This is a genomic window from Pseudomonas sp. UBA1879 (assembly GCF_002338065.1).
Classification (GTDB): Bacteria; Pseudomonadota; Gammaproteobacteria; order Pseudomonadales; family Pseudomonadaceae; genus Aquipseudomonas.
This window is the reverse complement of record NZ_DDHJ01000013.1, coordinates 187,177-211,759: the sequence shown is the minus strand read 5'-3', so window position 1 is coordinate 211,759 and position 24,583 is coordinate 187,177. Positions and strand designations below refer to the sequence as shown.

The window sequence follows — 24,583 nt, the reverse complement described above, 5'->3', positions numbered from 1 at the left end:
TCCCATGCGTCTTATCCGCATGTTGTTGGTATCTGCACTGGCTTTTTCCGCTCTCCCGGCCCACGCCGACAGCAAGGACGTGGCACGCCTGACCCAACTGCTGGAAAGCTCGAAAACCCTGAGCGGTCGCTTTTCCCAGCTGACCCTGGACGGCGGTGGTACGCAGCTGCAGGAAACCGCAGGCGACATGGTCCTGCAGCGTCCGGGCCTGTTCTATTGGCACACCGACGCGCCGCAGGAACAACTGATGGTCTCTGACGGCAAGAAAGTCTCGCTCTGGGACCCGGATCTGGAGCAGGTCACCATCAAGACCCTCGATCAGCGCCTGACCCAGACGCCGGCGCTGTTGCTGTCCGGCGACGTGTCGAAGATCAGCGAAAGCTTCGACATCTCGGCCAAGGAAGCGGGCGGGGTGATCGATTTCGTGCTCAAGCCGAAATCCAAGGACACCCTGTTCGACAACCTGCGCCTGTCGTTCCGTAACGGCATGATCAACGACATGCAACTGATCGACAGCGTCGGCCAGCGCACCAACATCCTGTTCACTGGCGTCAAGGCGAATGAGCCTGTCGCGGCGAGCAAGTTCCAGTTCCAGATCCCGAAAGGCGCTGACGTCATTCAGGAATAAGAGGTTCGAAAGTCCAGCATGGACCTGTTCAGCAGTGAGCCGATCGCCCAGCCTCTGGCCGCCCGTTTGCGGGCGACCCATCTGGACGAGTATGTCGGCCAACAGCACTTGCTCGCCCACGGCAAGCCCTTGCGTGAAGCGCTGGAGCAGGGAGCGCTGCACTCGATGATTTTCTGGGGGCCGCCCGGCGTGGGCAAGACCACGCTGGCGCGGCTGCTGGCGAAGGTGTCCGACGCCCACTTCGAAACGGTTTCGGCGGTGCTGGCGGGGGTCAAGGAAATCCGTCAGGCGGTGGAGATCGCCAAGCAACAGGCCGGTCAGTACGGCCGCCGCACCATTCTGTTCGTAGACGAAGTGCACCGCTTCAACAAGTCGCAGCAGGATGCATTTCTGCCTTACGTCGAAGACGGCACGCTGATCTTCATCGGCGCCACCACTGAAAACCCATCGTTTGAACTGAACAACGCTTTGCTGTCCCGGGCGCGCGTCTATGTGCTGAAAAGCCTGGACGAAGCGGCCCTGCGTCAGTTGGTGGATCGTGCACTCACTGAAAAGCGGGGGCTGGGTGACCGCCATCTGACCTTGGGCGACGAGGCGTTCAAAACCCTGCTGGCCGCCGCTGACGGCGACGGTCGCCGCATGCTCAACCTGCTGGAGAACGCCTCGGACCTAGCCGAGGATGGCAGTGAGATCGATTCCGAGCTGCTGCAAAGTTTGCTGGGCGACAGCCGTCGGCGTTTCGACAAGGGCGGTGAGGCGTTCTACGACCAGATTTCCGCGCTGCACAAATCGATTCGCGGCTCCAATCCCGACGCGGCGCTGTATTGGTTTGCGCGGATGATCGACGGCGGCTGCGACCCGCTGTACCTGGCGCGTCGCGTGGTACGGATGGCCAGTGAAGACATCGGCAACGCCGATCCCCGTGCTCTGCCGCTGTGCATGTCCGCGTGGGATGTGCAAGAGCGGCTCGGCAGCCCCGAAGGCGAACTGGCAGTGGCGCAGGCCATCGTTTACCTGGCCTGCGCGCCTAAAAGCAATGCCGTGTACATGGGCTTCAAGATGGCCATGCGCGAGGCGACCGAACACGGCTCGCTGGAAGTGCCGTTGCACCTGCGCAACGCGCCGACCAAATTGATGAAGCAGCTCGGTTACGGCGAAGAATACCGCTACGCCCACGACGAGCCGGATGCTTACGCCGCGGGTGAAGATTATTTCCCGGACGAACTGGAACCGCGTCAGTATTACCAGCCGGTCCCTCGCGGACTGGAGCTTAAAATCGGCGAAAAGCTCAAACATCTGGCCGCACTCGACCGCGCCAGTCCTCGTCAGCGGAGAAAGTAGTGATTCAGACGATTCTTGCGGTGTCGATTGCGGGCATCGCTGGTACATTATTGCGTTTCGCGGCAGGCACTTGGGTGTCAGCCAATTGGCCCCGGCATTTTTACGCGGCGACGCTGGCGGTCAATCTGGTCGGCTGCCTGATCATCGGGCTGCTGTATGGCTGGTTTCTGCTGCGCCCGGAAGTGCCGATTGAAGTCCGCGCTGGCTTGCTCGTAGGTTTTGTCGGCGGGCTGACGACGTTTTCGTCCTTTTCCCTGGATACGCTGCGTTTGCTCGAAAGCGGGCAGGCGCCACTGGCCATCGGCTACGCCGTGGTCAGTGTGCTGGGCGGGCTGCTGGCGACATGGGCAGGCCTGTCACTGACCCGAATGTAATAGACCCGAATTCACCAAACCCGATTCAATCACGAGGCAACGATATGCTCGACTCCAAACTGTTACGTACCCAACTTCAGGACGTAGCGGATCGCCTGGCTTCCCGAGGCTTCACACTGGACGTGGCCCGCATCGAAGCGCTGGAAAATCAGCGCAAGACAGTGCAGACCCGCACTGAGCAGCTTCAGGCCGAGCGTAATGCCCGTTCCAAATCCATTGGCCAGGCCAAGCAGCGCGGCGAAGACATCGCACCGTTGATGGCGGATATCGACCGCATGGCCGAAGAACTGACTTCTGGCAAGAAAGAGCTGGACGGCATTCAGTCCGAACTCGACGCCATCCTGCTGAACATGCCGAACATTCCCCACGAATCCGTGCCGGTGGGTGAGGACGAAGAAGGCAACGTCGAAGTGCGCAGGTGGGGCGAGCCGACCACGTTCGATTTCGAGGTCAAAGACCACGTGGCGCTGGGGGAGAAATTCGGTTGGCTGGATTTCGAAACCGCCGCCAAGCTGTCCGGTGCCCGTTTCGCTGTACTGCGTGGGCCGATCGCGCGGCTGCATCGCGCGCTGGCGCAGTTCATGATCACCCTGCACATCAACGAACACGGCTATGAAGAGGCCTACACGCCTTATCTCGTTCAGGCCCCGGCCTTGCAAGGCACCGGTCAACTGCCGAAGTTCGAGGAAGACCTGTTCAAGATCGCCCGCGAAGGCGAAGCCGATCTGTACCTGATTCCGACTGCTGAAGTGTCGCTGACGAACATCGTCGCCGGCGAAATCCTTGATGCCAAGCAACTGCCGTTGAAATTCGTCGCGCACACCCCGTGTTTCCGTTCCGAAGCCGGAGCGTCGGGCCGCGACACCCGTGGCATGATCCGTCAGCACCAGTTCGACAAGGTCGAGATGGTGCAGATCGTCGAGCCTGACAAATCGATGGAAGCGCTGGAAGGCCTGACTGCCAACGCTGAACGCGTCTTGCAACTGTTGAAGCTGCCGTACCGCGTGCTGGCCCTTTGCACGGGTGATATGGGGTTCAGCGCGGTGAAAACCTACGACCTCGAAGTCTGGGTGCCGAGCCAGGACAAATACCGCGAAATCTCGTCGTGTTCCAATTGCGGCGACTTCCAGGCCCGGCGCATGCAGGCGCGCTGGCGCAACCCGGAAACCGGCAAGCCGGAATTGGTGCACACCCTGAACGGCTCCGGCCTGGCGGTGGGGCGTACGCTGGTGGCGGTGCTCGAGAACTATCAGCAGGCGGACGGTTCGATCCGCGTGCCGGAAGTCCTCAAGCCCTGGATGGGTGGCATCGAGGTCATCGGCTAAATGGAATTCCTGCCGCTGTTCCACAACCTTCGGGGTGCCTGCGTGCTGGTGGTGGGCGGCGGCGAGATTGCCTTGCGCAAGTCTCGCCTGCTGGCCGATGCCGGTGCGGTCCTGCGGGTGGTTGCACCCGAGATCGGAACAGAGCTGCGCGAGCTGATCGACAGCAGCGGCGGCGAGCAGATTTTGCGTGGCTATGACGCAGCGGATGCGAACGGTTGCGTGCTGATCATCGCCGCCACTGACGATGAGCCGCTCAATGCCCAGGTGTCTGCCGATGCCCGTCAGCGCGGTGTGCCGGTCAACGTGGTGGATGCACCTGCACTGTGCAGCGTGATTTTCCCGGCCATCGTCGACCGCTCGCCCTTGGTGATCGCCGTGTCCAGCGGCGGCGATGCGCCGGTGCTGGCGCGGTTGATCCGGGCCAAGCTGGAAAGCTGGATTCCCCCGACCTACGGCCATTTGGCAGGATTGGCAGCGCGCTTTCGCCACCAGGTGAAGAATCTGTTTCCCAACGTCCAGCAACGCCGGGCGTTCTGGGAAGAAGTGTTCCAGGGGCCGATTGCCGATCGGCAGCTGGCTGGACAAGGCGCGGAAGCCGAACGTCTGTTGCAGGCGAAAATCGACGGCGAGGCGCCGAGTGCGGCCGGTGAGGTGTATCTGGTCGGTGCGGGGCCGGGCGATCCCGACTTGCTAACCTTCAAGGCCTTGCGCCTGATGCAGCAAGCCGACGTAGTGCTCTACGACCGGTTGGTCGCCCCGGCGATTCTGGACCTGTGCCGTCGCGATGCAGACCGCATCTACGTCGGCAAACAGCGCGCCGATCATGCGCTGCCTCAGGACCAGATCAATCGGCAATTGGTGGCCTTGGCCAAGCAGGGCAAGCGCGTCGTGCGGCTCAAAGGAGGCGATCCGTTCATCTTTGGCCGTGGTGGCGAGGAAATCGAAGAGCTGGCGGCCCACGGCATTCCGTTCCAGGTGGTGCCGGGTATCACGGCGGCCAGCGGTTGCGCGGCCTATGCAGGAATTCCGCTGACCCACCGCGATTACGCGCAGTCCGTGCGTTTCGTAACCGGGCATCTGAAGAACAACACAACGGACCTGCCGTGGAAAGACCTGGTCTCGCCCGCGCAGACGCTGGTGTTTTATATGGGTTTGATTGGCTTGCCGATCATTTGCAGCGAACTGATCAAGCATGGTCGCTCGGCCGACACCCCGGCGGCGCTGATCCAGCAAGGCACCACGACCAATCAGCGTGTTTTCACCGGTACGCTGGCCAACCTGCCGCAACTGGTTGCGGAGCATGAAGTCCATGCACCAACCCTGGTGATCGTTGGCGAAGTGGTGACACTGCGGGACAAACTGGCGTGGTTCGAAGGCGCACAAAGCGGCGTCTAAGCGCAGGGCCTGAGCGCCTATCGGGCTGCTTTTGTCCTCACGCGCTTCGGGTCAAGTCGCCCATGGCCGCTAAACCTGATTCAGCTTCAGGATGTTGGCGTGCCGCGATGGAAGAGAATGGGTGTGCGGGATGGTCGACAGGCACAGCGATGTGGCTGACGACCAACTGACCGTAGTCGCTGATGACAAAGCCATTGCTGCGATCAACCCAGGCTTGGCGCCGGGCCTGGTACACCGCCGGCAAGTAATACCAAGGCAGTTTCGGCAGATCATGATGAACCAGATGAAAATTCAGGTTCAGAAAGAGCCAGCTCAGAATGCCTCTGGATTCATTGATCGCGGACCGATGTTCCGGCCGGTCGGCAGGGCGATGTTCGTAAAACGAACGAATCATGCCGATCGCCAGCGCCGGGATCGAGACGTAGGCGACATATTCCCAAGCCGTCAGTGCGCTGTAGTGCTGGACGGTCCAGAGAATGAATGACACCCCGACGACATGCGCCATCCACATCCGTCTGCCACTTCCAGAGACGAAGGCTTTCGGCACCTCTGAAAAAATTAACGCACTCAAGGCGAGTGGCACGCCAATGATCACCCGCCCGACGAAGGTTTTGTTCAACCACAGCACGCGTCGTTTGAAGCCTGAGGACTGTGCCCATTCGACCGCCGAAACGTACCGGCTTTCAGGGTCTATGCCCGGCAGTGTGAGCGTTTCATCGACATGGTGGGCGAGATGACTTTCCCGGTACAGGTCATACGGATACCAGATGGCAAACGGTAGATACACCAGCGCTTTATTGAGCGCAGGCCAGCGGGTTGGATGGCCGTGAATACACTCGTGCTGCAGGGACATCCATAAGATGACCAACGGCAACAACAGCCCTATCGAGGCGAGTTTTCCCCAACCTTGAGCAAAAAAGATCAACCAGCTCCAGGTGCTGTAAAAGCCGATAATCAGCAGCCAAGTGGGCCATTCGGTCCGGCTTGTAAAGGTGTCCAGAGCGTTGGAAATTTCAGCGCGATGTTGATCATCCAGATAGTTCGACATTCTGGGCCCTTGATAGAGCGCGCCTGATTCAACGAGGACCGAGCGTTGCGATACGGAGAGCGGGAAGGGCAATCGACCGTTCATGAGCCCCGATGGACGCATCACTCGCGGGCTGTTTTATCCATGCAGTCCCGAGAAGTGATGAGGCTGTTCGGACACGGCTGGAGCGGATAACCGATACCTAACGTTTCGCAGCGTTGTCAGAAGTTTCAGGCGGCGCGGCAGTTTGGAATGAGCCCAAATTATCACGCTGCCTGATTCCTAAAAATACTAAGTTTTCCCATGCTTATGCGAAAACGAAATAATAAATCAGCTTCAGGAGGCTCTTACAGCGATGCCTTTTCCTACCAATCGCTCGCGATCATGGGCGCCTGTGAAATCCTGTGCTGGGCCTTTCGGCACGATGCCGGTCGGATTGATGGTGGCGTGGCTGGCGTAGTAGTGATGCTTGATGTGCGTGAAGTTGACAGTGTCCGCAACGCCAGGCCATTGGTACAGCTCGCGCAGCCAGTGGCTCAAGTTGGGGTAATCAGCGATGCGACGCAGGTTGCATTTGAAATGCCCATGGTAGACCGCGTCGAACCGTATCAGGGTCGTGAACAGTCGAACGTCGGCTTCCGTCAGGTACTCTCCTGCCAGGTAACGTTTCTGGTTCAGCAGCTTTTCCAGCGCGTCCAGTTCAGCGAATACGTCGTCGAAGGCTTGCTCGTAGGCGTGCTGAGTGGTCGCGAAGCCAGCGCGATACACACCATTGTTAATGGCGGGATAAATGGCATCGTTCAGCCGATCGATCTCGGCGCGCAGCGACTCGGGGTACAAGCTCAGACGATTACCGGTCAGGTCATCGAACGCCGAGTTGAACATACGGATGATTTCCGATGATTCATTGCTGACGATGCGCTGTTGCTGCTTATCCCACAGCACCGGCACGGTGACGCGCCCGGTGTAGGTCGGATCGTCGGTCAGGTAGCGTTGATAGAAGAACGTGTGATCGTCGAGGGGATCGCCGGTGGAGCCTTTTTCTTGGTCGAATGTCCAGCCGTTTTCGCGCATTAGCCAGCTGACCACGGAGACGTCGATGAGACTCTCGAGGCCTTTGAGCTTGCGCACGATCAGCGTTCGATGGGCCCAGGGGCAAGCCAGCGACACGTAAAGATGATAACGACCTGGCTCCGCTTTGAACCCCCCTTCGCCGGATGGCCCCGGGCTGCCATCAGTGGTGACCCAGTTGCGACGCTGTGCCTGTTCGCGCTGAAAAGCGCCATCCTTGCTTTCATACCACTGGTCTTGCCAGCGTCCTTCAACGAGCAGGCCCATGTCTGACTCCCATCTGTATGTACGTAGGTACGTTGGAGACGAGTCTAAAGACAATCGTTCGAACGAATAGCGCAAAGAATCGGGAGTAATGATCGGTTAAATCGATTTGTCGCGCTGTTCCCAATACTGCTCGGCTTGGCTGAAGGCCTCTAGACGAGGTACGCCGAGCCCGCGCAGGGCAAGGGCGATGGTTGAGATCAGCGCCAGTTGCGGGTAGCTGTCGTGAAGATCGCCTTTCCAGATGTCGATCAATTGCTGCGGGTTCAGCGTGGCCGGTTTGACATGACGACGCTCCGACAATGCAGGCCATTCTTCATCCCAAGGCTGCCCGTCGGTTGTGCCATACAAGTGGCTGATCGTGTCCGGGTTGATTTCTACCTCGCCACCATCGCCCTTGATGACGATGGCGTGATCGCCCAGCAAGCTGCTGGCGTCACGGTGCACCGACTGATAACCGGGATGGAAAATGCTCTGAAGGCCGCAGCGCGCGCCCAACGGATTGAGTATGCGAGCCAGCGAATGGATCGGCGAGCGCAGGCCTAGCGTATTGCGCAGGTCGATCATGCGTTGCAGCTGAGGCGCCCAGTTGCCCAAGGGGATGAACGCAATGTTGTGCCGTTCCATTGCCTGCTCCACGGACGGCCAGTCGCGGCACTGCGCAATCCCCAACACATCCAACAATTGCTCGCTATATAGGCGCCCGGCTGTGTGCGCGCCGCCGCCGTGCATCAACACACGCACGCCGTTCTGGGCGAGGCATTTGGCCGCCAGCAAGTACCAGGGCAGATGCCGTTTCTTGCCTGCGTAAGTGGGCCAGTCGATATCGACGGCAATGGGCGGGGCGGTCAGACGTTCCCGCACGGCTTCGGTGAAGCCCGCCAGCTCCTCGGGACTTTCTTCCTTGTGACGCAGCAGCATCAGGAAAGCGCCCAACTGGGTATCCTCGACCTGTTCGTCGAGGATCATGCCCATGGCCTCGCGAGCCTCTTCGCGAGTCATGTTGCGCGCGCCGCGTTTGCCTTTTCCGAGGATGCGCACGAACGGCGCAAACGGGTGCTCGGCAGGTGTTTGAGTCGCGAGTGGAGCGAAATCGTTCATAGACAATTGGTCGGCTTGGGCAGGCCCGCCAGCTTGGCGGCAAGTTTGGCGGGAGTGCCGTTGAACAGGCGATTCAGGTGCAAGCTGTTGCCCTTTTCCGCCCCAAGCTTTTGGGCAGTGTATTTCACCAGCGGGCGAGTGGCGGGCGACAGCTGGTATTCGGCATAGAACGCGCGCAGCAATTCGAGGATTTTCCAGTGGTCGGGCGTCAGGGCGATGTCTTCTTCCAGCGCCAGCGCTTCTGCCACATTGCGAGACCAGTCGTGCAAGTTGGCGAGGTAGCCGTCCTTGTCCAACGCAAGGGTGCGTCCATCGACGATGAGCTGTTTCATAGCCACGTGTTGACCTTGTCGTACTGCAGCGACAGCTCGACGAAACCAGGGTAGTCAACGGGCGTGATCCAGTCGGGCGGCGCCAGGTTTCGCGCCCGGGCGTCTTCGTCGAGGACAAACACGCGCAGGCTGTCCGCTTTGTCGTCCAACAACTGACGCGGTGCAGTAGAGGCCATCAGCGCATAGGTGGCGTCGCCGCACAGCAGGAGGGCGTCTTCGTGACCGAGCAGGCGCAGGCAACTGCTCAGGCGTGAGTCGGTGAACGGCGAATGAGATAACACGTGCAAAGTTGACATCAGATCGTGATCACTTGGTCGTAACGGTCAATGAGCGCAGCCAGTTCGTGGTCGCGCAACACCTGCAACGCCTCGATACCCAGCTCGCTCGGCGACATGCCACGTTCTGCCAGACTGGTGGCGCAGGCGTACAGGTCTTCCACGCCGAACATTTCCAGGGCCTGAAGGTTGGCTGTCAGGTCTTTCTGTTGCAGCTGATCGGGGCTCTGGGCAGGGCGCAGTTGCAGCACGCCGTCGTCCAGAAACAGCATGCCCAAGGGCAGATCGAACGCCCCACCGGCAAGCGCGATGTCCAACGCTTCTCGGGCGTTGGGGCCGGACCATGGCGATTGGCGACTGATGATCAGCAACGACTTCGGCATCTCAACGCCCTCCGAAGCAGATCAAACGGTCGGCGGCCTGCACGGCATCGTGCAGTTGCCCGAGACCGGACAGCGTCCAGGGCGCCGAGAGGTTGGCGCCGGGACGTGAATAACGCTCGGCTTCTTCTTCATTCAAGACGCCACGGCGCAAAGCCGCGGCGATGCACACCACGCCATCCAACCCATGATGGGTCACGAACTCACGCCATTGGGCGGCAATGTCCTGCTCGTCCTGAGGCGTGACCCCATTCGCCGACGCGCTGTGTACCCCGTCCTGATAGAAAAACAGCCGCACGATCTCATGCCCCCCGGCCAGCACGGCCTGCGCGAACCTCAGGGCCCGACGCGAGGAGGGCGCGTGAGCGGGTGAATAGAGAGCGATGACGAACTTCATGGGCGGCTCGTTAGGGAAGTGACACGGTGAATGAGGCCAATGATAAAGAATTCAAAGGAAGGAGACAGCAAAAAGCCCGCCGAAGCGGGCTTTTTGTTGAGGCTATGGATCAGTCGCGGCTGCTGCCCATGATGCCGAAGATCTGCAACAGGCTGATGAACAGGTTGTAGATCGATACATACAGGCTGATGGTCGCCATGATGTAGTTGCGTTCACCGCCGTGGATGATTGCGCTGGTCTGGAACAGGATGCATACCGACGAGAACAGCACGAAGCCTGCGCTGATTGCCAGTTGCAGCCCGCTGATCTGGAAGAACATGCTCGCCAGCACGGCGGCCAGCAGGACGAAGAAGCCCGCGGTGATAAAGCCGCCCAGGAAGCTCATGTCCTTACGGGTGATCAGCACGTAGGCCGACAATCCGCCGAACACCAGCGCCGTCATCGCGAAAGCAGACGACACGACTTCAGCGCCGCCCTGCATGCCGAGGTAACGGTTGAGGATCGGGCCGAGGATGAACCCCATGAAGCCGGTCAGCGCGAACGCCGACACCAGACCCCACGCCGAATCGCGCAGTTTGTTGGTGAGGAAGAAAAGCCCGTAAAAGCCGATCAGTACGACGAAGACATTCGGATAGCGAACGTTCATCTGTTGAGCGACGAATGCCATGATCCCGCTGAATGCGAGGGTAAGGGCGAGAAGGCCGTAAGTGTTGCGCAGGACGCGGCTAACCTCTAGCTGCTCGACCTGCACGCGGTTGTTGACTGCGTAATCCTGTTCGCGCATGGCGCTACTCCTGATGGTGGAAAGGGTGATCTGAAATCTCAAGTTGCAAAGATCATAACAGAGCCGCGAGGGTACGCGAGCCAGAGAGTTTGACAGCTTGTTTCATTACGGTATTATGGCGCCCGCTACGCAATTGGAGGTGTGGTCGAGTGGTTCAAGGCAGCCGTCTTGAAAGCAGCCGGCCGTAAAAGGTGCCCGAGTTTTCACTGTGCGTGCATCCTGACGGCACACTACATCCTTCATATAGAAGTTTCCGGGAAATTGGCAGAGTGGTTGAATGCACCGGTCTTGAAAACCGGCGAACGTTAATAGCGTTCCCAGGGTTCGAATCCCTGGTTTCCCGCCACACTCGGCAAAAAAAGGGCTTGGAGCGATCCGAGCCCTTTTTTTTCATGTCTAAAAAGTTGTCATCCCCTGTATGCGCGATCACGCGCTCGAACTCCAGAATCGCAAGCCGCAGCCAATCAGGTGCGAATGCAGGAGATGAGCCTGGGACGAAGCGTGCTGTCCCGATCAGTCTTCAAGCTCCCGGGCAGCGCCACATGGCAATCTGCAAACGGGATGAGCTCCTGCACGCTGACCCAACGAAATCTGCGCTCGCTGTTGGGCGAAGAAACGTCGGCCCGGACTGGGCGCGCATTGTGTGCATGAAGTCCTTCAATCCTCATCACATATGCGCAGTCGCTACCATCGCAATTGTCAGGGTGACCAATGCCAGCACGGTGGACGCCGCAATACTGGCAGTCACCTCTTGCTCCGCGACTTTGTAGCGAGCGGCGTAGAGATACACATTGGCGCCAATGGGTAGCGCGGCGGAAAGAATCATGACCTTGAAGCCAACGCCTTTCAAACCCACCAGCATGCCGAGCGCGAACATGACTAGAGGGTGAATGCAGTTCTTGATAAGTGCCAGCAACAGACCTGTTTTGATATGCGCCAGATCCCTGTTGATCGCAAGTGTCGCGCCTACGAGCATCAAAGCGATAGGCGAAAACGCACTGCCGATCAATTGCAGCGTTTGATCGAGGAGAGAGGGAAGGGCAAGTCCGGTGGTCGAGTAGACCAGCCCAATCAAGATAGGTAAGGGAACGGGATGCAGTACCGTTGCCCGCGCTGCCTTCACCAGCGTTACGGCGAATCTGGCCAATCGCGAACCGCCTTCAGACGACCGGGCATGAGCATTGGCCTCACGCGCGTCCGCGAATTCCACAATACTGGTCACCATTGTCAGCATGATGAGAGAGTGCACCGACATCAGTGCAAACAGGGTGACGAGGCCTTCCTGACCATAGGCCATGCTCACCAGTGGCACACCTATCATCAGTGTGTTTGAAAACGTCGTAGACAGGGCGAGGACGGCTGCCTTTTTGTTGAACCCATGCTTCGCCATGACGATGGCGAAGACCACCCATATCGCGCAAAAGTAGATAGCGACGGGAGTGAAGTCGATTTCAGCAAGATGCACGGTCGCCATGCTGCGAAAGAGCAGGGCCGGGGCTAGCACCAGAAAGGCAATATTGGAAATATCCCTCATTCCCTCGGCTTGCAGCCATCCGGCACGGACAACCAGAAACCCTAAGATGATCAGAGTGACCACTGGAATCAGTGCCTGGAAAACCGGCCCCATCATCAATGTTTCCTCGGATTGTGGGCTTATCTCGCCAGGACAATGGATGCGATGGGGGACGCCATGGTCTGACTCCCGCAGCACTGTTCACGGGCTGTATGGTCGCAGAGGACGATTCAATGAGATAGGGGTCATTGCCCGGGTCGCCAGCGAACGTCAGAGGGGTGTTCAGCACTGCCTTCTGAGCAGTGATCCGCAGGCGTGGCTCACCGATCGGGTCAACCCTCAGGATTGCCCTCAGACCGACATGAGCAATCCACATACGCTATGAGCGAAGCCGTAATGGGCTTCGCGTTATCCGATCCCGGAACTAACGAATGGTCGCCCTCACTCGCTCGCGGAAGGCGTTTTCGATGCCATCCTGAACGTTGAGCTTGTCCGCCAGCGTTGGCAGGATATGTCGGCTGATGACGATGATGCCGTCGCGATCCCCCACTATCGCGTCGCCGGCATTGCACACCACGTTGCCACACGCTACCGGGGATCCAACGTGGCCGGGGCCGTACTTGGAGGGCCCGGCCGGGTTGACGGCTCGTGCATAGACAGGCAACCCCATGATGTCCAGTTCTTCAATGTCACGGACTGCGCCGTCGATGACGACGCCTGCCACTTTGCGTGCAAGGCAGACTTCACCGAGCAAGTCGCCAAAAACGGCGCGGTTGGTTTCGCCGTTGCCATTGATGACCAAAACATCCCCTGGCTGAGCATCATCCAAGGCTCGGTGGATCGCGAGGTTGTCTCCCTCCCAGGTCAGGATCGGCAAAACCGTCCCAAAAAAAGACGGCTTACCGGCGACGTGGCGGATGGCGGAGGCCATCATACCCAGACGTTGAAGAACATCGCCGATCAACGCGACCGGGTAGCGGGAAATGTCTTCAATCAGATTGAGCGGCGCGCGCTCCCAGCTATCGCTCACGGCGATGTTTTCATCGGATGCATTGATGAACATAGTGACCTCTGACAGTGGGGGACGGCTCTCAGTCGAACGATTTTGCGACTGGCTTATTTACGGGATGCAGAGGGGCTTCCCCTCGGAGTACCGCTGCGATGGCATCGACGGCACTCATCCCTACCCGAAGGAGAGATTCATTGGTCTGCCCCGCTACATGCGGGGTAACGATCAGGTTTGGCAGATCGGAGATGGGGAATTCGTTGTGCTTGAACGGGTGAATCATGTCCACGTTCTCAGCGTCCAGAACATCCACGCCAGCACCGGCAAGCTTCCCCGATTTGAGCGCGGCGGCTACGGCGGCTTCATCCATCACACCGCCGCGGCTGGTATTGATCAGGATGGCGCCCGTCTTCATCTTCTCCAATTGCGCATGTCCGATCAGCTTGCGAGTGCCAGGCAGGAGTGGGACGTGGAGGCTGACGACGTCGGATTCCGCCAGAAGAGTATCCAGGCTGACCAGGCGTCTGTCGAAGCTTGAATCGTAGGCCGGGTCGGTCGCCAGCACCTTCATGCCGAACGCCTCTGCGACCGGTGCAACATGTTGACCAATGTCCCCGAAACCGATCAGGCCAAGCGTGCGACCTTCCAGCTCGATGCCGGTCAATGACAGGCGATCCTCGGCCCAGATACCGTTACGGGTCTGCTCGGATGCCATCTGCAATTTGCGGCTCAGGCTCAGAAGCAGAGCAAACACGTGCTCCACGACGCTCCTTCTATTGGCGCCAGGGGTATTGGTGACCCAGACGCCGTAATCGGCAGCGGCCTTGAAGTCGACGTTGTCATAACCGGCGCCGTGGCGAGCCACAATTCGCAGCTTTGGCGAAGCGGCAATCATCTCGGCAGACATATGTCCCCCACGAAGAAATACAGCATCCACCTGTTTTTGAATTTCTGCGTAAGACACAGCGTTTGGGCCATAGCCAAGACGCACTTCTCCAACGGTTGCGAGCTGAGTCAACACGTCTTTATGGACGGGGCTAGTGACATAAATCAAAGGCATGATCGGCACCTTAGGAATATTGATGTGAAGTGGTGTCTTGATCGGTTGACACGTTCTTGCGAACGGTCGAGATGACGATCAGCCCAATGAGGCCGGCAACACACAAGATGTAAGCGGGGGTGTACTGATTGCCCGTGGCACCGATGAGCCAGGTAGCGAAGTAAGGGCCGGCGCCACCACCGATCACGGCTCCTACGCTATGGCCGAAAGCAACGCCGGTGTGGCGGATGTGCATCGGGAAAAACTCGGGCATTACCGAATAGGTACCCGCTTGGCACAGGGCGTACGGGATCATTCCCAATGCCAGACCTGCGATTGCGAGGTTGACGGAGCCCTGCTGCATCAAGATGAAAGACGGGATCGAAAGCACGGCATAGGCGAGATAAGAGAGACGCAAGATCGACTTCCCGCCCCGGTACGAGCCAAGCTGGCCCGCGAGCGGGATCAGGAAAGCAGCGAGGATTACGGCGATCAGAACAATGGTCGAGGCCTGCCCCTTGGTGTAGCCCAGGATAGAGCTGAAGTACGCGGCGATGAACACGGTACCGATATAGGTACCGATGTTTTGCACGAGGGCAATGAGGATTACCTTGAACAGCGCCCGGGGGTAACTGCTAATCAGCTCGGCAAAGGGTTGGCTCTTCTTGACCGCTGTCTCGTCTTTCTTCGATTCGAATTCAGGGCTGTCCTCAATGCTCAGGCGCATCCACAGGCCAATGATGCCCAAGGGCAGAGCGAGGAGGAATGGCACGCGCCAGCCCCATTCGAGCATCTGCGGATCGGTCAGCGTGGCCGCAGCAAGGCCTGCGATGGCAGCGGCCAGGCCTTTGCCGAGCTGGGCGATGGACGGCAGGAAAGAAATGTACAGCGAGCGTCGATTGGCCGGCGCCCACTCGCGGATGTAGCTGGCTGCCCCACCAATCTCTCCACCGGCGGAGAAGCCTTGAAGCATCCGCAGCGCGACCAGCAGAATCGGCGCCCAAACGCCGATGACCGCATAACCTGGTAGCAGGCCGATTAGAGTCGCTGCCGCCCCCATCAACGTGATACTGGCAATCAGACTGGTACGGCGACCCACTTTGTCGCCTAGCCAACCGAATCCGATGGCCCCCAACGGTCGGACGAGAAAGGCTGAGCCAAACACCAGGAAAGTGTTGAGCAATCCAATTGTGGGATCGTCAGATGGGAAAAAGACCATGGCGAGCGTGGCGGCAACATAGCCATACACGCTGAAGTCGTAGTATTCGACGAATGTGCCAAAAACGGCCGCGCGGGTAGCCTTCTTGGCCTTCGTTACCTGTTCTTTGGTTTTGGTCGGCACCACGACGGGTTCCGCCATAACGTTGTTGTTATTCATGGCTACTCCAGATTATCGAACACTGCCATTTACAAAAAATGGGACAGTGTCCTGCTTTTGTTTTTTATAGAATCTAGAAGGCCAAGAGGGTTGTCAACTGCCGAGTGTCATTGCGGTTGGGACTGGTTCGCCCGCAAAATGGCGCTCCCAGACAACAACTCGATCTTCCAATGGCTCAAGAAATCCCCGCACGGCAAGGCCTCCAAAGCCATTCACCGGCATCCAATCACACACGTTTGATCGAAGTGCTCGACGCGCTCGTTTTTCGGGTCGGTGCCGAGCCATGGGGCGTTCGAGAGCTGGCCGCTGAATTGGATGAGAGTCGCAGCACCATCAATCGGATCCTGCTTTCATTGGTAGAACAAGGCTTCGCCCTTGAAGCGGGAGCCGGTAAGTACACCATCGGGCCCAGGCTGAGTGTGCTGACCAACGCGTTATCATCCAGAAGTGTTTTGCTACAAATTGGCCAGGACGGATTGGCAGAACTGGCGAATGCCACACACGCCACTGCGCTGATTTCGATATGCAACCCAATTGATGGGAAATACTTCGTTGCAGCCTGTAGCGAGCCTCGAGCTACGTTGACGTTTAGGCCCGAACTGGGTGTCGTGCATCCACGGTCGTTCGGAGGGATGGGGAGACAGTTCGCCGCTTTCCTGGATGCTGGGGCGTTGAATCCGTCCCTCTCAGATGCGAGTCCGTGCAGCGATGGCTCACCGCTCACGAGTTTGCAAGGAGCGCTGTGGAAGTCCGAGTTCCCGGAGCCCTTGTCGGTGACCGTTCAACAGCTTCATAGCGGGTTGATCATCGCGGTATCCGTCCATTCCGCAGACGGCGGACAGGTTCAAGTCTCGGAACACGCTGAGCACCTTGTTCTGCGTTTTGCGGACAAACTCGTTGCGGCAGTGAACGAGGCCTTGAACCAACCTGATAACGCCAATCCGGTAGTGACCTTGGAAGACACGAAGTCAACGGTATCGCGGTTGGAGCGGCTTCTGCTTATCGCATGTGTTTGTCCGCAAGGCGTTAAATACACGGTAGGGCTTCAGGATCAATTGCTGTGCAATGCCGCCACTGCCAAGCGTCTGGTGCATTCCGGTGAACAGGCGGGGATTGTTGTTTCAATGGGCTCGACGTTGTATCCCGGCCCCAAGCTCTATCAGTGGGCGTCCAGGCTGGGTTATAGGGACAACATTGCCGATCTGACGCGCTCGACCGTGCATCAGCTCGTACAGGAAACGGGTGAAACCATCGCCATCTTGTCGTTCGATGAGGACCTTAAACGAGCCGAATTTCTCGATGTCATTCAGGGCTGGAGACCCATCCAGTATCAGCTTTCAGTCAGCACCGACGTACCCCTTTATGCGGGTGCAGCAGGGAAGGCAGTGCTTGCATATTGTGACCGGCAAACCATTGATTCCACTGAGCTGATAAAAATTACCGAGGCCACGATCACCGACCGTGAACAACTGAACGCCGATTTGAATCAGATCGCTCAGCGAGGGTGGGCGACGGGGACGGGGGAGCGAGTGCCAGGCGCTTTCGGTTTGGCGGTTCCGTTTTTCGTCGACGGTAAAATCCGTGGCTCGATCTCCGCCACCATCCCTCAATATCGTAAGGATGAACGTGACCTTCCAATGCTGACTCAGCTGATGCAGGAAGCGACGCGGAAAATTGGTAGGCTTCTGTCCCTTGGCGTTTCCCGCTAGCCGTGCCCATCAGTTGCTTTGCTGCTTGTGCCGATTCACCTATCGCCGCTTCCCCAGGGCCATTCGCGCAGAATGACAGAACGTCCTCGCTCCGCCATGATGAGCATTCGCTCATAAAGAGGCGGGCCATTGCCAAGGCCTGTACGTCATCGGAATGAAAGCTCTGCCCCCCACCGCGGCCCTGCGTGCGTTCGAGGTCGCCACTCGCCATTCGACATTCACCTCGGCTTCTGAAGAGTTGCACGTCACGCAGAGCGCGGTCAGCCATCAGCTCAAGCACTTGGAGGATTTGTGGGGGCTGCAGCTGTTTCATCGCGGCAAGACGTTGAGTCTGACGCCTGCCGGGGCCGCGCTGGCGCCGATCGTGCGGGAATTTTTCGGCAATCTGGAAGCGACGCTCAGTGACCTCAAGGAGCAGAACGGCAGGGTTCGACTGACGGTCAGCATGACGTATTCGTTCGCCATCAAATGGTTGTTGCCGAGGCTGCCCGCGTTGTCCCGGTTGCACCCCGAAATCCTGGTGACGCTGGACACGACAGACCGGGCGATCAATTTTGCCGAGGCAGAGGCCGACGTGGCGATTCGCTTGGGCGGCGGCAAGTACCCGGCGCTGTTCTCGGAGTTCATGTTCAGGGAGCAGATCTTTCCGGTCGCCAGCCCCGATCTGCTGCAGCGCTTCGGAATGCCTCGCGAGCCGTCGGAATTGTTGCGATACCCGATGCTCACCCGTGACGGCTCGGATTTGGTGCCCAAGTGGGAGGTGTGGTTTCAGCATGTAGGCATAGGCATATCCGATCTGCGGGAAAGCGTCCGATTCTCTGACACGAACATGACGGTGGAGGCAGCACTGTTGGGACAAGGCGTTGCGCTGGTGCGCAGTGGCCATGTTGAAAAGGAAGTGGGCGAGGGCAGTCTGATCAAGTTGTTCGACGTCGCGTTCCCTTCACCCGTCGCCTATCATTTCGTTTGCCCAAAAGGCCTGGAATCGCAGCCGCACATTGTGCTGTTTCGAAACTGGCTAAGGGAGGAGTCCGCCAAATCCGTTCAAGCGTATGGCTGAATCATGAGGATTTACTCATGGCTTGCTGAAAAGGCTTCGCTTCAGTCTGCGGCATGAAACCCCTTACGATGGCGCATGCCTTTACACATCCTTTCTCTCGTTCTGTTCGCCGCTTTCCTCCACGCTGCCTGGAATGCCCTGCTGCGCAGTGGCGCCGATCAGCTATGGTCAATGACCATCATGTGTGTCGCTGTCGCGTCTGCCAGTGCGATTGCCGCGCTGTTTCTGCCGCTGCCAGCGCTGGAAAGCTGGCCCTATGCAGTGCTCTCGGCGGTGCTGCACGTAGGGTACAACCTGTTTCTGGTGCGCAGTTACCGCGCGGGCGACATGGGCCAGACCTACCCCATCGCCCGAGGATCTTCGCCTGTCCTTATCACGCTGTACGCCTCGATTTTTGCCGGCGAGCAGGTCAGCGCAAATGCCTTGCTCGGCATCGGGCTGGTGTCCGCCGGGATCATTTCGCTGGCGTTCAAAGGGCGCAAGGTGTCAATGCCGCAGTTGCCGTACGCGTTGGGCACCGGCAGTTTCATCGCCGCATACAGCGTGACCGACGGAATCGGTGCGCGACTGTCCAGCACGCCGGTGGCGTATACCGTGTGGATGTGTGTGATGTGGGGCGTGCTGATGCCGCCGGTGTACATCCTGCTGCGCGATGCCCGCAGTTTGATCACGCCGAGGGCCGGCTTCATCACAGCGTTCATGGGCGGTCTGGTTTCGCTGCTCGCTTACGGCATCATCATCTACGCGATGTCGGGCGCCCCGATGGGCGCTGTCTCGGCATTGAGGGAAACCAGCGTGCTGTTCGCGGTGCTGATCAGCCACTTCTTCCTGGGCGAAGCGCTGACTGTGCGCAAAATGTTGGCCTGCGGTGTGATTGCGGCGGGCACGATGCTCATCAATTGACGGCGCGAGCGCGCGCTCCCGTCGCGCATTTCACTCACACAAGCCCCGATCGCTCGGGGCTTTTTGTTTTCGAACGGTACAGTCAGCGGTCACCATCCGGCCCCGCGTACAGCGTCCTGGGCCAGTGGATGAAGATCCGCAGCCTGGTTCGCGGCCTGCAACGCCACGAGCTCCTTTTTCATGCCCGGTGTCCAGAACATCTGAATGTGGTTGCGCACGCCGAGGACAGCGGCCTGCGGATCGGGCTCGGTGGCGAAGTATTTAGCGATCTGGTTGGCCATTTTGATCAGGTTGGCGTCGCTCATCGGCGCACCTCCGCTTTGTCGGCGTGACGGGCCTGGCGGCGGTCGTCGAGCAGGCGTTGCTGCTCGTCGCTGAACGCCTGGTAGCGTTTTTGCCATTCGGAAGGGTGGTAGACGCGGCTGACTTCCACGGCAGTCACCTTGTACTCCGGGCAATTGGTCGCCCAGTCAGAGTTGTCGGTGGTGATCACGTTGGCGCCGGATTCCGGGAAGTGGAAAGTGGTGTACACCACGCCTGCTGCGACCCGTTCGGTCACCCGTGCGCGTAATACGGTCTGCCCGGCGCGGCTGCCGATGCCGACCCAGTCGCCTTCGTTGATGCCGCGGCTCTCGGCGTCGGTCGGGTGGATTTCCAGGCGGTCTTCTTCATGCCACGCGACGTTTTCAGTGCGACGGGTCTGCGCGCCGACGTTGTACTGGCTGAGAATGCGGCCGGTGGTGAGCAGCAGCGGATAGCGGGTGTTGACCTTTTCCTCAGTGGGCACATAGCCGGTGAGCATGAAGCGACCCTTGCCACGCGCGAACTGATCAATGTGCATGGTCGGCGTGCCGTCGGGAGCATTTTCGTTGCAGGGCCATTGCAGGCTGCCACGGGCGTCGAGCGCGGCATAGCTGACGTGAGTGAAGGTCGGTGTCAGGCGGGCGATTTCGTCCATGATCTCCGACGGGTGTGTGTAGCTCATCGGGTAGCCCAAGGCGTTGGCCAGCGCGACGGTGCCCTCCCAGTCAGCCTTGCCGCCCAGCGGCTCCATGACCTTGCGCACCCGTGAAATGCGGCGCTCGGCGTTGGTAAAGGTGCCGTCTTTTTCCAGGAACGAAGCACCCGGCAGGAACACATGGGCGAACTTCGCGGTTTCATTGAGGAAGATGTCCTGCACCACCACGCATTCCATGGCTGTCAGGGCTGCGGTCACGTGTTGGGTATTGGGATCGCTTTGCGCAATGTCTTCGCCCTGGCAGTACAAGCCCTTGAATTGCCCGGCCAGCGCCGACTCGAACATGTTGGGAATGCGCAGGCCCGGGTCGGGTTGCAGCGTAACGTGCCAGGCGTTTTCAAACTGGGAGCGCACGACGTCGTTGGAGATGTGGCGATAGCCCGGCAGTTCGTGGGGAAAGGAGCCCATGTCGCAGGAGCCCTGCACGTTGTTTTGACCACGCAGCGGGTTCACGCCCACGCCTTCACGGCCAATGTTGCCAGTGGCCATGGCCAGGTTGGCAATGCCCATGACAGCGGTGCTGCCCTGACTGTGTTCGGTGACGCCCAGCCCGTAATAAATGGCGGCGTTGTTGGCGCTGGCGTAGAGACGGGCGGCGGCGCGAATATCGGCAGCATCCACACCACAGATCATCCCCAGCACTTCCGGCGCATTTTCTGCGCGGCTGACGAATTCGCGCCAGCGGGCAAAGTCATTGCCTTCGCAGCGGGCGTCGATGAACGGCTGGTCGAGCAAGCCTTCGGTGACGATCACGTGAGCCAAGGCATTGAGCATGGCGACGTTGGTGCCGGGGCGCAGTGCCAGATGAATCTTGGCGCGGCCATGCACTGCATCCACCAGATCGATGCGCCGTGGGTCAATGACGATCAGTTGCGCACCTTCGCGCAGGCGGCGCTTGAGTTGCGAGCCGAACACCGGGTGGGCATCGCTCGGGTTGGCGCCCATCACCAGGATGACGTCGGCCTTCATCACCGAGTCGAAACTCTGGGTGCCAGCGGACTCGCCCAAGGTCTGTTTCAGGCCATAGCCGGTCGGCGAATGGCAGACGCGCGCGCAGGTGTCGACGTTGTTGTTGCCAAACGCAGCGCGCACCAGTTTCTGCACCAGATAGGTTTCTTCGTTGGTGCAACGGCTGGAGGTGATGCCGCCAATCGAATCGCGACCGTATTGCTGTTGCAAGCGGCGGAATTCGCTGGCGGCGTAGGTCACGGCCTCGTCCCAACTGACTTCCTGCCACGGGTCGCTGATGTGCTTGCGGATCATCGGTTTGGTGATACGGTCCGGATGCGTTGCGTAACCCCAGGCGAAACGGCCTTTGACGCAGGAGTGGCCATGGTTGGCGTGGCCGTTCTTGTCCGGAACCATGCGCACCAGTTGGTCGCCTTTCATTTCCGCGCGGAACGAGCAGCCCACGCCGCAATAGGCGCAGGTGGTGATGACACTGTGCTCGGGCTGGCCTTTCTCTACCACGCTCTTTTCCATCAGGGTTGCAGTCGGGCAGGCCTGCACACAGGCGCCGCAGGACACGCATTCCGAGTCAAGGAAGTCATTGCCACCGGCGGCTGACACGCGGGAGTCGAAGCCGCGTCCGGTGATCGTCAGGGCGAAGGTGCCTTGGGTTTCTTCACAGGCTCGCACGCAGCGGCTGCAGACGATGCACTTGCTCGGGTCGTAATCGAAGTAAGGGTTGGAGACGTCTTTTTTGTCCGCCAGGTGGTTCTCGCCGTCATAGCCGTAGCGCACTTCCCGCAGGCCGACCTGGCCAGCGACGGTTTGCAGTTCGCAGTTGCCGTTGGCTGAGCAGGTGAGGCAGTCGAGCGGGTGGTCGGAGATGTACAGCTCCATGACGTTGCGACGCAGCGTCGCGAGTTTGGGCGTCTGGGTGTTTACGCTCATACCTTCGGTGACCGGTGTGGTGCACGAGGCCGGGTAGCCGCGCATGCCTTCGATTTCGACCAGACACATGCGGCAGGAGCCGAAGGCCTCAAGGCTGTCAGTGGCGCACAGTTTTGGAATGGTGGTACCCATCAGCGCTGCTGCGCGCATGACGGAGGTGCCTTCAGGCACGCTGATGCGCTGGCCATCGATGGTCAGGGTGATCTGCACGTCGCTACGGCGGGCGGGCGTGCCTAAATCGGCGTCGGTTTTCGGGTCGAATATCGTGATCATTGCTCGGCCTCCGGAAGGTGCAGACCAAAGTCGGCGGGGAAGTGCTTGAGCGCGCTGGCGACGGGATAAGCGGTCATGCCGCCCAGTGCACAGAGCGAACCGAATTGCAGGGTGTCGCACAGGTCCCTGAGGACGATGGCCTGCTGATCCCGTGCGTGCGGGTCGGGTGCGGCCAGTATCCGATCGATGACCTCAACGCCACGGGTCGAGCCGATGCGGCAGGGCGTGCATTTGCCGCAGGATTCTTCGGCGCAGAACTGCAGGGCAAAACGCGCCATGTGCGCCATGTCCAGGGTGTCGTCGGCGACCACCACCCCGCCGTGACCCAGCATCGCGCCGATGGCAGCGAACGCTTCATAGTCCAGCGGCGTGTCGAACTGCGACGGCGGCACCCAGGCGCCCAGCGGGCCGCCAACCTGCGCGGCTTTGAGCGGACGACCACTCGCTGTCCCGCCACCGTAGCCTTCGACCAGTTCCCGAAGCGTCAGGCCAAACGCCCGCTCGACCAGGCCCCCCTGTCGAATATTGCCCGCCAGTTGAAACGGCATGGTGCCTGTGGATCGGCCCATGCCGTAGTCACGATAGAACGCTGCGCCCTTGGCCAGAATCAGCGGCACCGAGGCCAGGGTCAGCACGTTGTGCACCAGCGTCGGTTGGCCAAACAGCCCTTTCAGCGCCGGGATCGGCGGCTTGGCGCGTACCAGCCCGCGCTTGCCTTCCAGCGAGTCCAGCAGCGCGGTTTCTTCGCCGCAGATGTAGGCGCCTGCGCCCACCCGCACTTCTAGATCGAACGCCAGGCCGCTGCCATCGACGTCCGCTCCGAGATACCCGGCAGCGCGAGCAATCGTGATGGCCTCGCGCAGGTTGGCGATGGCCTGCGGGTATTCCGAACGCACATAGATGTAGCCGAAACTGGCGCCGACGCTGATCCCGGCGATGGCCATGCCTTCGATCAGCAGGAAGGGGTCGCCTTCCATCAGCATGCGGTCGGCGAAGGTGCCCGAGTCGCCTTCGTCGGCGTTGCACACTACGTATTTCTGCGCGGCCTGGGTGCCCCGGACGGTGCGCCATTTGATCCCGGCAGGAAAGGCCGCGCCGCCTCGGCCGCGCAGGCCGGAGTCGAACACTGCCGTGGCGGTTTCGTCGGGGCCAATGGCGAGGGCGCGGGTCAAACCCTCGAACCCGCCATAAGCCTTGTAATCCTCTAGTGAGAGCGGCTGCGTGATGCCAGCACGGGCAAACAAGAGACGTTGTTGGGTTTTCAGATAAGGCAGCTCTTCTACCAAACCCAGCGCCAATGGGTGCCGGGACGGATCGCCTTGCAGAGCATCGAGCACGCTTGCCACGTCGCCTTCGGTCAACGGCCCGAAACCGAGGCGGCCTTGCGGGCTGTCGACTTCCAGCAACGGCTCCAGCCAATACAGCCCTCGGGAACTGGTGTGGTGCAGGTCCAGAGGCAGGTTGCGTTTTTGCGCTTCACTGGCGATGGCCACAGCCACGGCATCAGCGCCGACGGCGCGGGCGACGGAATCGCCAGGGAGGTAAAGGCGCGTCATTGAGTGTCCTCCCGGCAGGTGTCGAGCAAGGCGTCCAGACGCTCGGCGCTGAGGCGCGCGTGCACTTTTCCGTCCAGCTCCAGCGCGGGGGAACAGGCGCACGCCCCTAGGCAATAGACCGGGCGCAGGCTGATGTGGCCGTCGGCGCTGTGGCCGTGATCGTCCAATTGCAGGCGCTCTCGCAGTTGCGCGGCGAGCTGCTCGGCGCCGCGACTTTTGCAGGACTCGGCACGGCACAAGCGCAGGATGTGTCGAGCGGGCGGTGCGGTGCGGAAGTCATGATAGAAACTGATGACGCCACGCACTTCGGCCTGGCTTTGATTGAGGGCGTGAGCGATGTCGGGAATGGCGGCGTCGGGGATGTAGCCGATGCCCTCTTGAATCTCATGAAGGATAGGCAACAAAGCGCCTGGCGAGCCTTTATGGCGCTCCAGCAGGCTGTTGACCATGGGCAGAATCAACATCGGATCAGGCATACAGCAGTCCTCACGGTCACGGACACACCCATAGGTTGTCGGCGGTCCGAAAGTGTCGGCTG

General features: G+C 59.8%; 24 protein-coding genes and 1 tRNA gene. 9 read left to right on the top strand and 16 right to left on the bottom strand.

From position 1 onward, the window contains the following. Positions 1-4: 4 nt before the first annotated feature. From lolA to cysG, 5 genes are read left to right on the top strand one after another with little or no spacing between them, the layout of a single operon-like run. Positions 5-628 (top strand): outer membrane lipoprotein chaperone LolA, encoded by a 624-nt coding sequence (gene lolA / locus B3N48_RS12935; RefSeq protein ID WP_166594823.1) that lies wholly within the window; start codon positions 5-7, stop codon positions 626-628. A gap of 18 nt (positions 629-646) precedes the next feature. Beyond that, on the top strand, positions 647-1,969 hold the full coding sequence (locus B3N48_RS12930; protein WP_296184137.1) for a replication-associated recombination protein A: 1,323 nt from the start codon (positions 647-649) through the stop codon (positions 1,967-1,969). Further along, entirely contained in the window at positions 1,969-2,343 is a 375-nt protein-coding gene (gene crcB / locus B3N48_RS12925) for a fluoride efflux transporter CrcB (RefSeq protein WP_296184136.1), read from the top strand. The genes B3N48_RS12930 and crcB overlap by 1 nt, the downstream gene beginning before the upstream one ends. 44 nt (positions 2,344-2,387) lie before the next feature. Beyond that, positions 2,388-3,668 carry a serine--tRNA ligase gene (gene serS / locus B3N48_RS12920; protein WP_296184135.1) on the top strand — a complete coding sequence of 427 codons (1,281 nt, stop codon included), beginning with the start codon at positions 2,388-2,390 and terminating at the stop codon, positions 3,666-3,668. After that, complete coding sequence (gene cysG, locus B3N48_RS12915) at positions 3,669-5,063, top strand: siroheme synthase CysG (protein WP_296184134.1); 1,395 nt, start codon at positions 3,669-3,671, stop codon at positions 5,061-5,063. A 37-nt stretch (positions 5,064-5,100) separates the two neighbouring features. Here cysG and B3N48_RS12910 read toward each other — a convergent pair whose 3' ends face one another. The 8 genes from B3N48_RS12910 to B3N48_RS12875 form a co-directional block, all read right to left on the bottom strand. Then, positions 5,101-6,111: a fatty acid desaturase gene (locus B3N48_RS12910; RefSeq protein ID WP_296184133.1), complete on the bottom strand. Its 1,011-nt coding sequence runs from the start codon at positions 6,109-6,111 to the stop codon at positions 5,101-5,103. 315 nt (positions 6,112-6,426) lie between these two features. Beyond that, positions 6,427-7,428, bottom strand: a complete 1,002-nt coding sequence (locus B3N48_RS12905) for a glutathione S-transferase family protein (protein WP_296184132.1) — start codon at positions 7,426-7,428, stop codon at positions 6,427-6,429. Between the two features lie 96 nt (positions 7,429-7,524). Next, the gene (locus tag B3N48_RS12900) at positions 7,525-8,526 is read right to left on the bottom strand and encodes a glycosyl transferase family protein (RefSeq protein WP_296184130.1); all 1,002 of its coding nucleotides are present in this window, start codon (positions 8,524-8,526) and stop codon (positions 7,525-7,527) included. Continuing rightward, on the bottom strand, positions 8,523-8,858 hold the full coding sequence (locus B3N48_RS12895) for a TusE/DsrC/DsvC family sulfur relay protein (protein WP_296184481.1): 336 nt from the start codon (positions 8,856-8,858) through the stop codon (positions 8,523-8,525). Before B3N48_RS12895 ends, B3N48_RS12900 begins: the two co-directional genes overlap by 4 nt. Next, positions 8,855-9,154, bottom strand: a complete 300-nt coding sequence (gene tusB, locus B3N48_RS12890; protein WP_296184129.1) for a sulfurtransferase complex subunit TusB — start codon at positions 9,152-9,154, stop codon at positions 8,855-8,857. The genes B3N48_RS12895 and tusB overlap by 4 nt, the downstream gene beginning before the upstream one ends. Next, a complete protein-coding gene (tusC, locus tag B3N48_RS12885; RefSeq protein ID WP_296184128.1) occupies positions 9,154-9,516 on the bottom strand; it encodes a sulfurtransferase complex subunit TusC in 363 nt (120 codons plus the stop codon). Before tusC ends, tusB begins: the two co-directional genes overlap by 1 nt. 1 nt (position 9,517) lies before the next feature. Beyond that, positions 9,518-9,910, bottom strand: coding sequence for a sulfurtransferase complex subunit TusD (gene tusD, locus B3N48_RS12880; protein ID WP_296184127.1), 393 nt, complete (start codon positions 9,908-9,910; stop codon positions 9,518-9,520). Positions 9,911-10,019: 109 nt separating this feature from the next. Continuing rightward, positions 10,020-10,694: a Bax inhibitor-1/YccA family protein gene (locus B3N48_RS12875; protein ID WP_296184126.1), complete on the bottom strand. Its 675-nt coding sequence runs from the start codon at positions 10,692-10,694 to the stop codon at positions 10,020-10,022. 255 nt (positions 10,695-10,949) lie between these two features. On the opposite strand from B3N48_RS12875, the gene B3N48_RS12870 reads away from it, so the two are divergent. Further along, a tRNA-Ser gene (locus B3N48_RS12870) sits at positions 10,950-11,040 on the top strand. 321 nt (positions 11,041-11,361) lie between these two features. On the opposite strand, the gene B3N48_RS12865 is transcribed toward B3N48_RS12870, so the two are convergent. From B3N48_RS12865 to B3N48_RS12850, 4 genes are all read right to left on the bottom strand, one after another. Next, on the bottom strand, positions 11,362-12,324 hold the full coding sequence (locus B3N48_RS12865; RefSeq protein WP_296184124.1) for an AEC family transporter: 963 nt from the start codon (positions 12,322-12,324) through the stop codon (positions 11,362-11,364). Positions 12,325-12,631: 307 nt separating this feature from the next. Further along, positions 12,632-13,270 carry an RraA family protein gene (locus tag B3N48_RS12860; RefSeq protein ID WP_296184121.1) on the bottom strand — a complete coding sequence of 213 codons (639 nt, stop codon included), beginning with the start codon at positions 13,268-13,270 and terminating at the stop codon, positions 12,632-12,634. A gap of 28 nt (positions 13,271-13,298) precedes the next feature. Next, positions 13,299-14,273, bottom strand: a complete 975-nt coding sequence (locus B3N48_RS12855) for a hydroxyacid dehydrogenase (protein WP_296184119.1) — start codon at positions 14,271-14,273, stop codon at positions 13,299-13,301. 10 nt (positions 14,274-14,283) lie between these two features. Next, positions 14,284-15,630 (bottom strand): MFS transporter, encoded by a 1,347-nt coding sequence (locus B3N48_RS12850; RefSeq protein WP_296184117.1) that lies wholly within the window; start codon positions 15,628-15,630, stop codon positions 14,284-14,286. A 170-nt stretch (positions 15,631-15,800) separates the two neighbouring features. Between B3N48_RS12850 and B3N48_RS12845 the strand changes: the two genes are divergently transcribed. The 3 genes from B3N48_RS12845 (at position 15,801) to B3N48_RS12835 (ending at position 19,302) form a co-directional block, all read left to right on the top strand. After that, the gene (locus B3N48_RS12845; RefSeq protein WP_296184115.1) at positions 15,801-17,339 is read left to right on the top strand and encodes an IclR family transcriptional regulator domain-containing protein; all 1,539 of its coding nucleotides are present in this window, start codon (positions 15,801-15,803) and stop codon (positions 17,337-17,339) included. A 154-nt stretch (positions 17,340-17,493) separates the two neighbouring features. Beyond that, entirely contained in the window at positions 17,494-18,399 is a 906-nt protein-coding gene (gene gcvA / locus B3N48_RS12840) for a transcriptional regulator GcvA (RefSeq protein ID WP_296184114.1), read from the top strand. A 75-nt stretch (positions 18,400-18,474) separates the two neighbouring features. Then, positions 18,475-19,302 (top strand): DMT family transporter, encoded by an 828-nt coding sequence (locus tag B3N48_RS12835; protein ID WP_296184113.1) that lies wholly within the window; start codon positions 18,475-18,477, stop codon positions 19,300-19,302. An 89-nt stretch (positions 19,303-19,391) separates the two neighbouring features. On the opposite strand, the gene B3N48_RS12830 is transcribed toward B3N48_RS12835, so the two are convergent. From B3N48_RS12830 to B3N48_RS12815, 4 genes are read right to left on the bottom strand one after another with little or no spacing between them, the layout of a single operon-like run. Beyond that, entirely contained in the window at positions 19,392-19,607 is a 216-nt protein-coding gene (locus B3N48_RS12830) for a formate dehydrogenase subunit delta (RefSeq protein WP_296184112.1), read from the bottom strand. Beyond that, positions 19,604-22,489, bottom strand: coding sequence for a formate dehydrogenase subunit alpha (gene fdhF / locus B3N48_RS12825; RefSeq protein WP_296184110.1), 2,886 nt, complete (start codon positions 22,487-22,489; stop codon positions 19,604-19,606). Before fdhF ends, B3N48_RS12830 begins: the two co-directional genes overlap by 4 nt. Continuing rightward, positions 22,486-24,045 (bottom strand): NADH-ubiquinone oxidoreductase-F iron-sulfur binding region domain-containing protein, encoded by a 1,560-nt coding sequence (locus B3N48_RS12820; RefSeq protein WP_296184108.1) that lies wholly within the window; start codon positions 24,043-24,045, stop codon positions 22,486-22,488. Before B3N48_RS12820 ends, fdhF begins: the two co-directional genes overlap by 4 nt. Continuing rightward, entirely contained in the window at positions 24,042-24,521 is a 480-nt protein-coding gene (locus B3N48_RS12815; protein WP_296184107.1) for a formate dehydrogenase subunit gamma, read from the bottom strand. The genes B3N48_RS12820 and B3N48_RS12815 overlap by 4 nt, the downstream gene beginning before the upstream one ends. Positions 24,522-24,583: the final 62 nt, after the last annotated feature.

Excerpts from the sequence above, each read along its gene's own strand:
- lolA (WP_166594823.1), top strand. The coding sequence starts at position 5 with ATGCGTCTTATCCGCATGTTGTTGGTATCTGCACTGGCTTTTTCCGCT.
- B3N48_RS12930 (WP_296184137.1), top strand. The coding sequence starts at position 647 with ATGGACCTGTTCAGCAGTGAGCCGATCGCCCAGCCTCTGGCCGCCCGT.
- serS (WP_296184135.1), top strand. The coding sequence starts at position 2,388 with ATGCTCGACTCCAAACTGTTACGTACCCAACTTCAGGACGTAGCGGAT.
- cysG (WP_296184134.1), top strand. The coding sequence starts at position 3,669 with ATGGAATTCCTGCCGCTGTTCCACAACCTTCGGGGTGCCTGCGTGCTG.
- B3N48_RS12910 (WP_296184133.1), bottom strand. The coding sequence starts at position 6,111 with ATGTCGAACTATCTGGATGATCAACATCGCGCTGAAATTTCCAACGCT.
- B3N48_RS12905 (WP_296184132.1), bottom strand. The coding sequence starts at position 7,428 with ATGGGCCTGCTCGTTGAAGGACGCTGGCAAGACCAGTGGTATGAAAGC.
- B3N48_RS12900 (WP_296184130.1), bottom strand. The coding sequence starts at position 8,526 with ATGAACGATTTCGCTCCACTCGCGACTCAAACACCTGCCGAGCACCCG.
- B3N48_RS12895 (WP_296184481.1), bottom strand. The coding sequence starts at position 8,858 with ATGAAACAGCTCATCGTCGATGGACGCACCCTTGCGTTGGACAAGGAC.
- tusB (WP_296184129.1), bottom strand. The coding sequence starts at position 9,154 with ATGTCAACTTTGCACGTGTTATCTCATTCGCCGTTCACCGACTCACGC.
- tusC (WP_296184128.1), bottom strand. The coding sequence starts at position 9,516 with ATGCCGAAGTCGTTGCTGATCATCAGTCGCCAATCGCCATGGTCCGGC.
- tusD (WP_296184127.1), bottom strand. The coding sequence starts at position 9,910 with ATGAAGTTCGTCATCGCTCTCTATTCACCCGCTCACGCGCCCTCCTCG.
- B3N48_RS12875 (WP_296184126.1), bottom strand. The coding sequence starts at position 10,694 with ATGCGCGAACAGGATTACGCAGTCAACAACCGCGTGCAGGTCGAGCAG.
- B3N48_RS12865 (WP_296184124.1), bottom strand. The coding sequence starts at position 12,324 with ATGATGGGGCCGGTTTTCCAGGCACTGATTCCAGTGGTCACTCTGATC.
- B3N48_RS12860 (WP_296184121.1), bottom strand. The coding sequence starts at position 13,270 with ATGTTCATCAATGCATCCGATGAAAACATCGCCGTGAGCGATAGCTGG.
- B3N48_RS12855 (WP_296184119.1), bottom strand. The coding sequence starts at position 14,273 with ATGCCTTTGATTTATGTCACTAGCCCCGTCCATAAAGACGTGTTGACT.
- B3N48_RS12850 (WP_296184117.1), bottom strand. The coding sequence starts at position 15,630 with ATGAATAACAACAACGTTATGGCGGAACCCGTCGTGGTGCCGACCAAA.
- B3N48_RS12845 (WP_296184115.1), top strand. The coding sequence starts at position 15,801 with ATGGCTCAAGAAATCCCCGCACGGCAAGGCCTCCAAAGCCATTCACCG.
- gcvA (WP_296184114.1), top strand. The coding sequence starts at position 17,494 with ATGAAAGCTCTGCCCCCCACCGCGGCCCTGCGTGCGTTCGAGGTCGCC.
- B3N48_RS12835 (WP_296184113.1), top strand. The coding sequence starts at position 18,475 with ATGCCTTTACACATCCTTTCTCTCGTTCTGTTCGCCGCTTTCCTCCAC.
- B3N48_RS12830 (WP_296184112.1), bottom strand. The coding sequence starts at position 19,607 with ATGAGCGACGCCAACCTGATCAAAATGGCCAACCAGATCGCTAAATAC.
- fdhF (WP_296184110.1), bottom strand. The coding sequence starts at position 22,489 with ATGATCACGATATTCGACCCGAAAACCGACGCCGATTTAGGCACGCCC.
- B3N48_RS12820 (WP_296184108.1), bottom strand. The coding sequence starts at position 24,045 with ATGACGCGCCTTTACCTCCCTGGCGATTCCGTCGCCCGCGCCGTCGGC.
- B3N48_RS12815 (WP_296184107.1), bottom strand. The coding sequence starts at position 24,521 with ATGCCTGATCCGATGTTGATTCTGCCCATGGTCAACAGCCTGCTGGAG.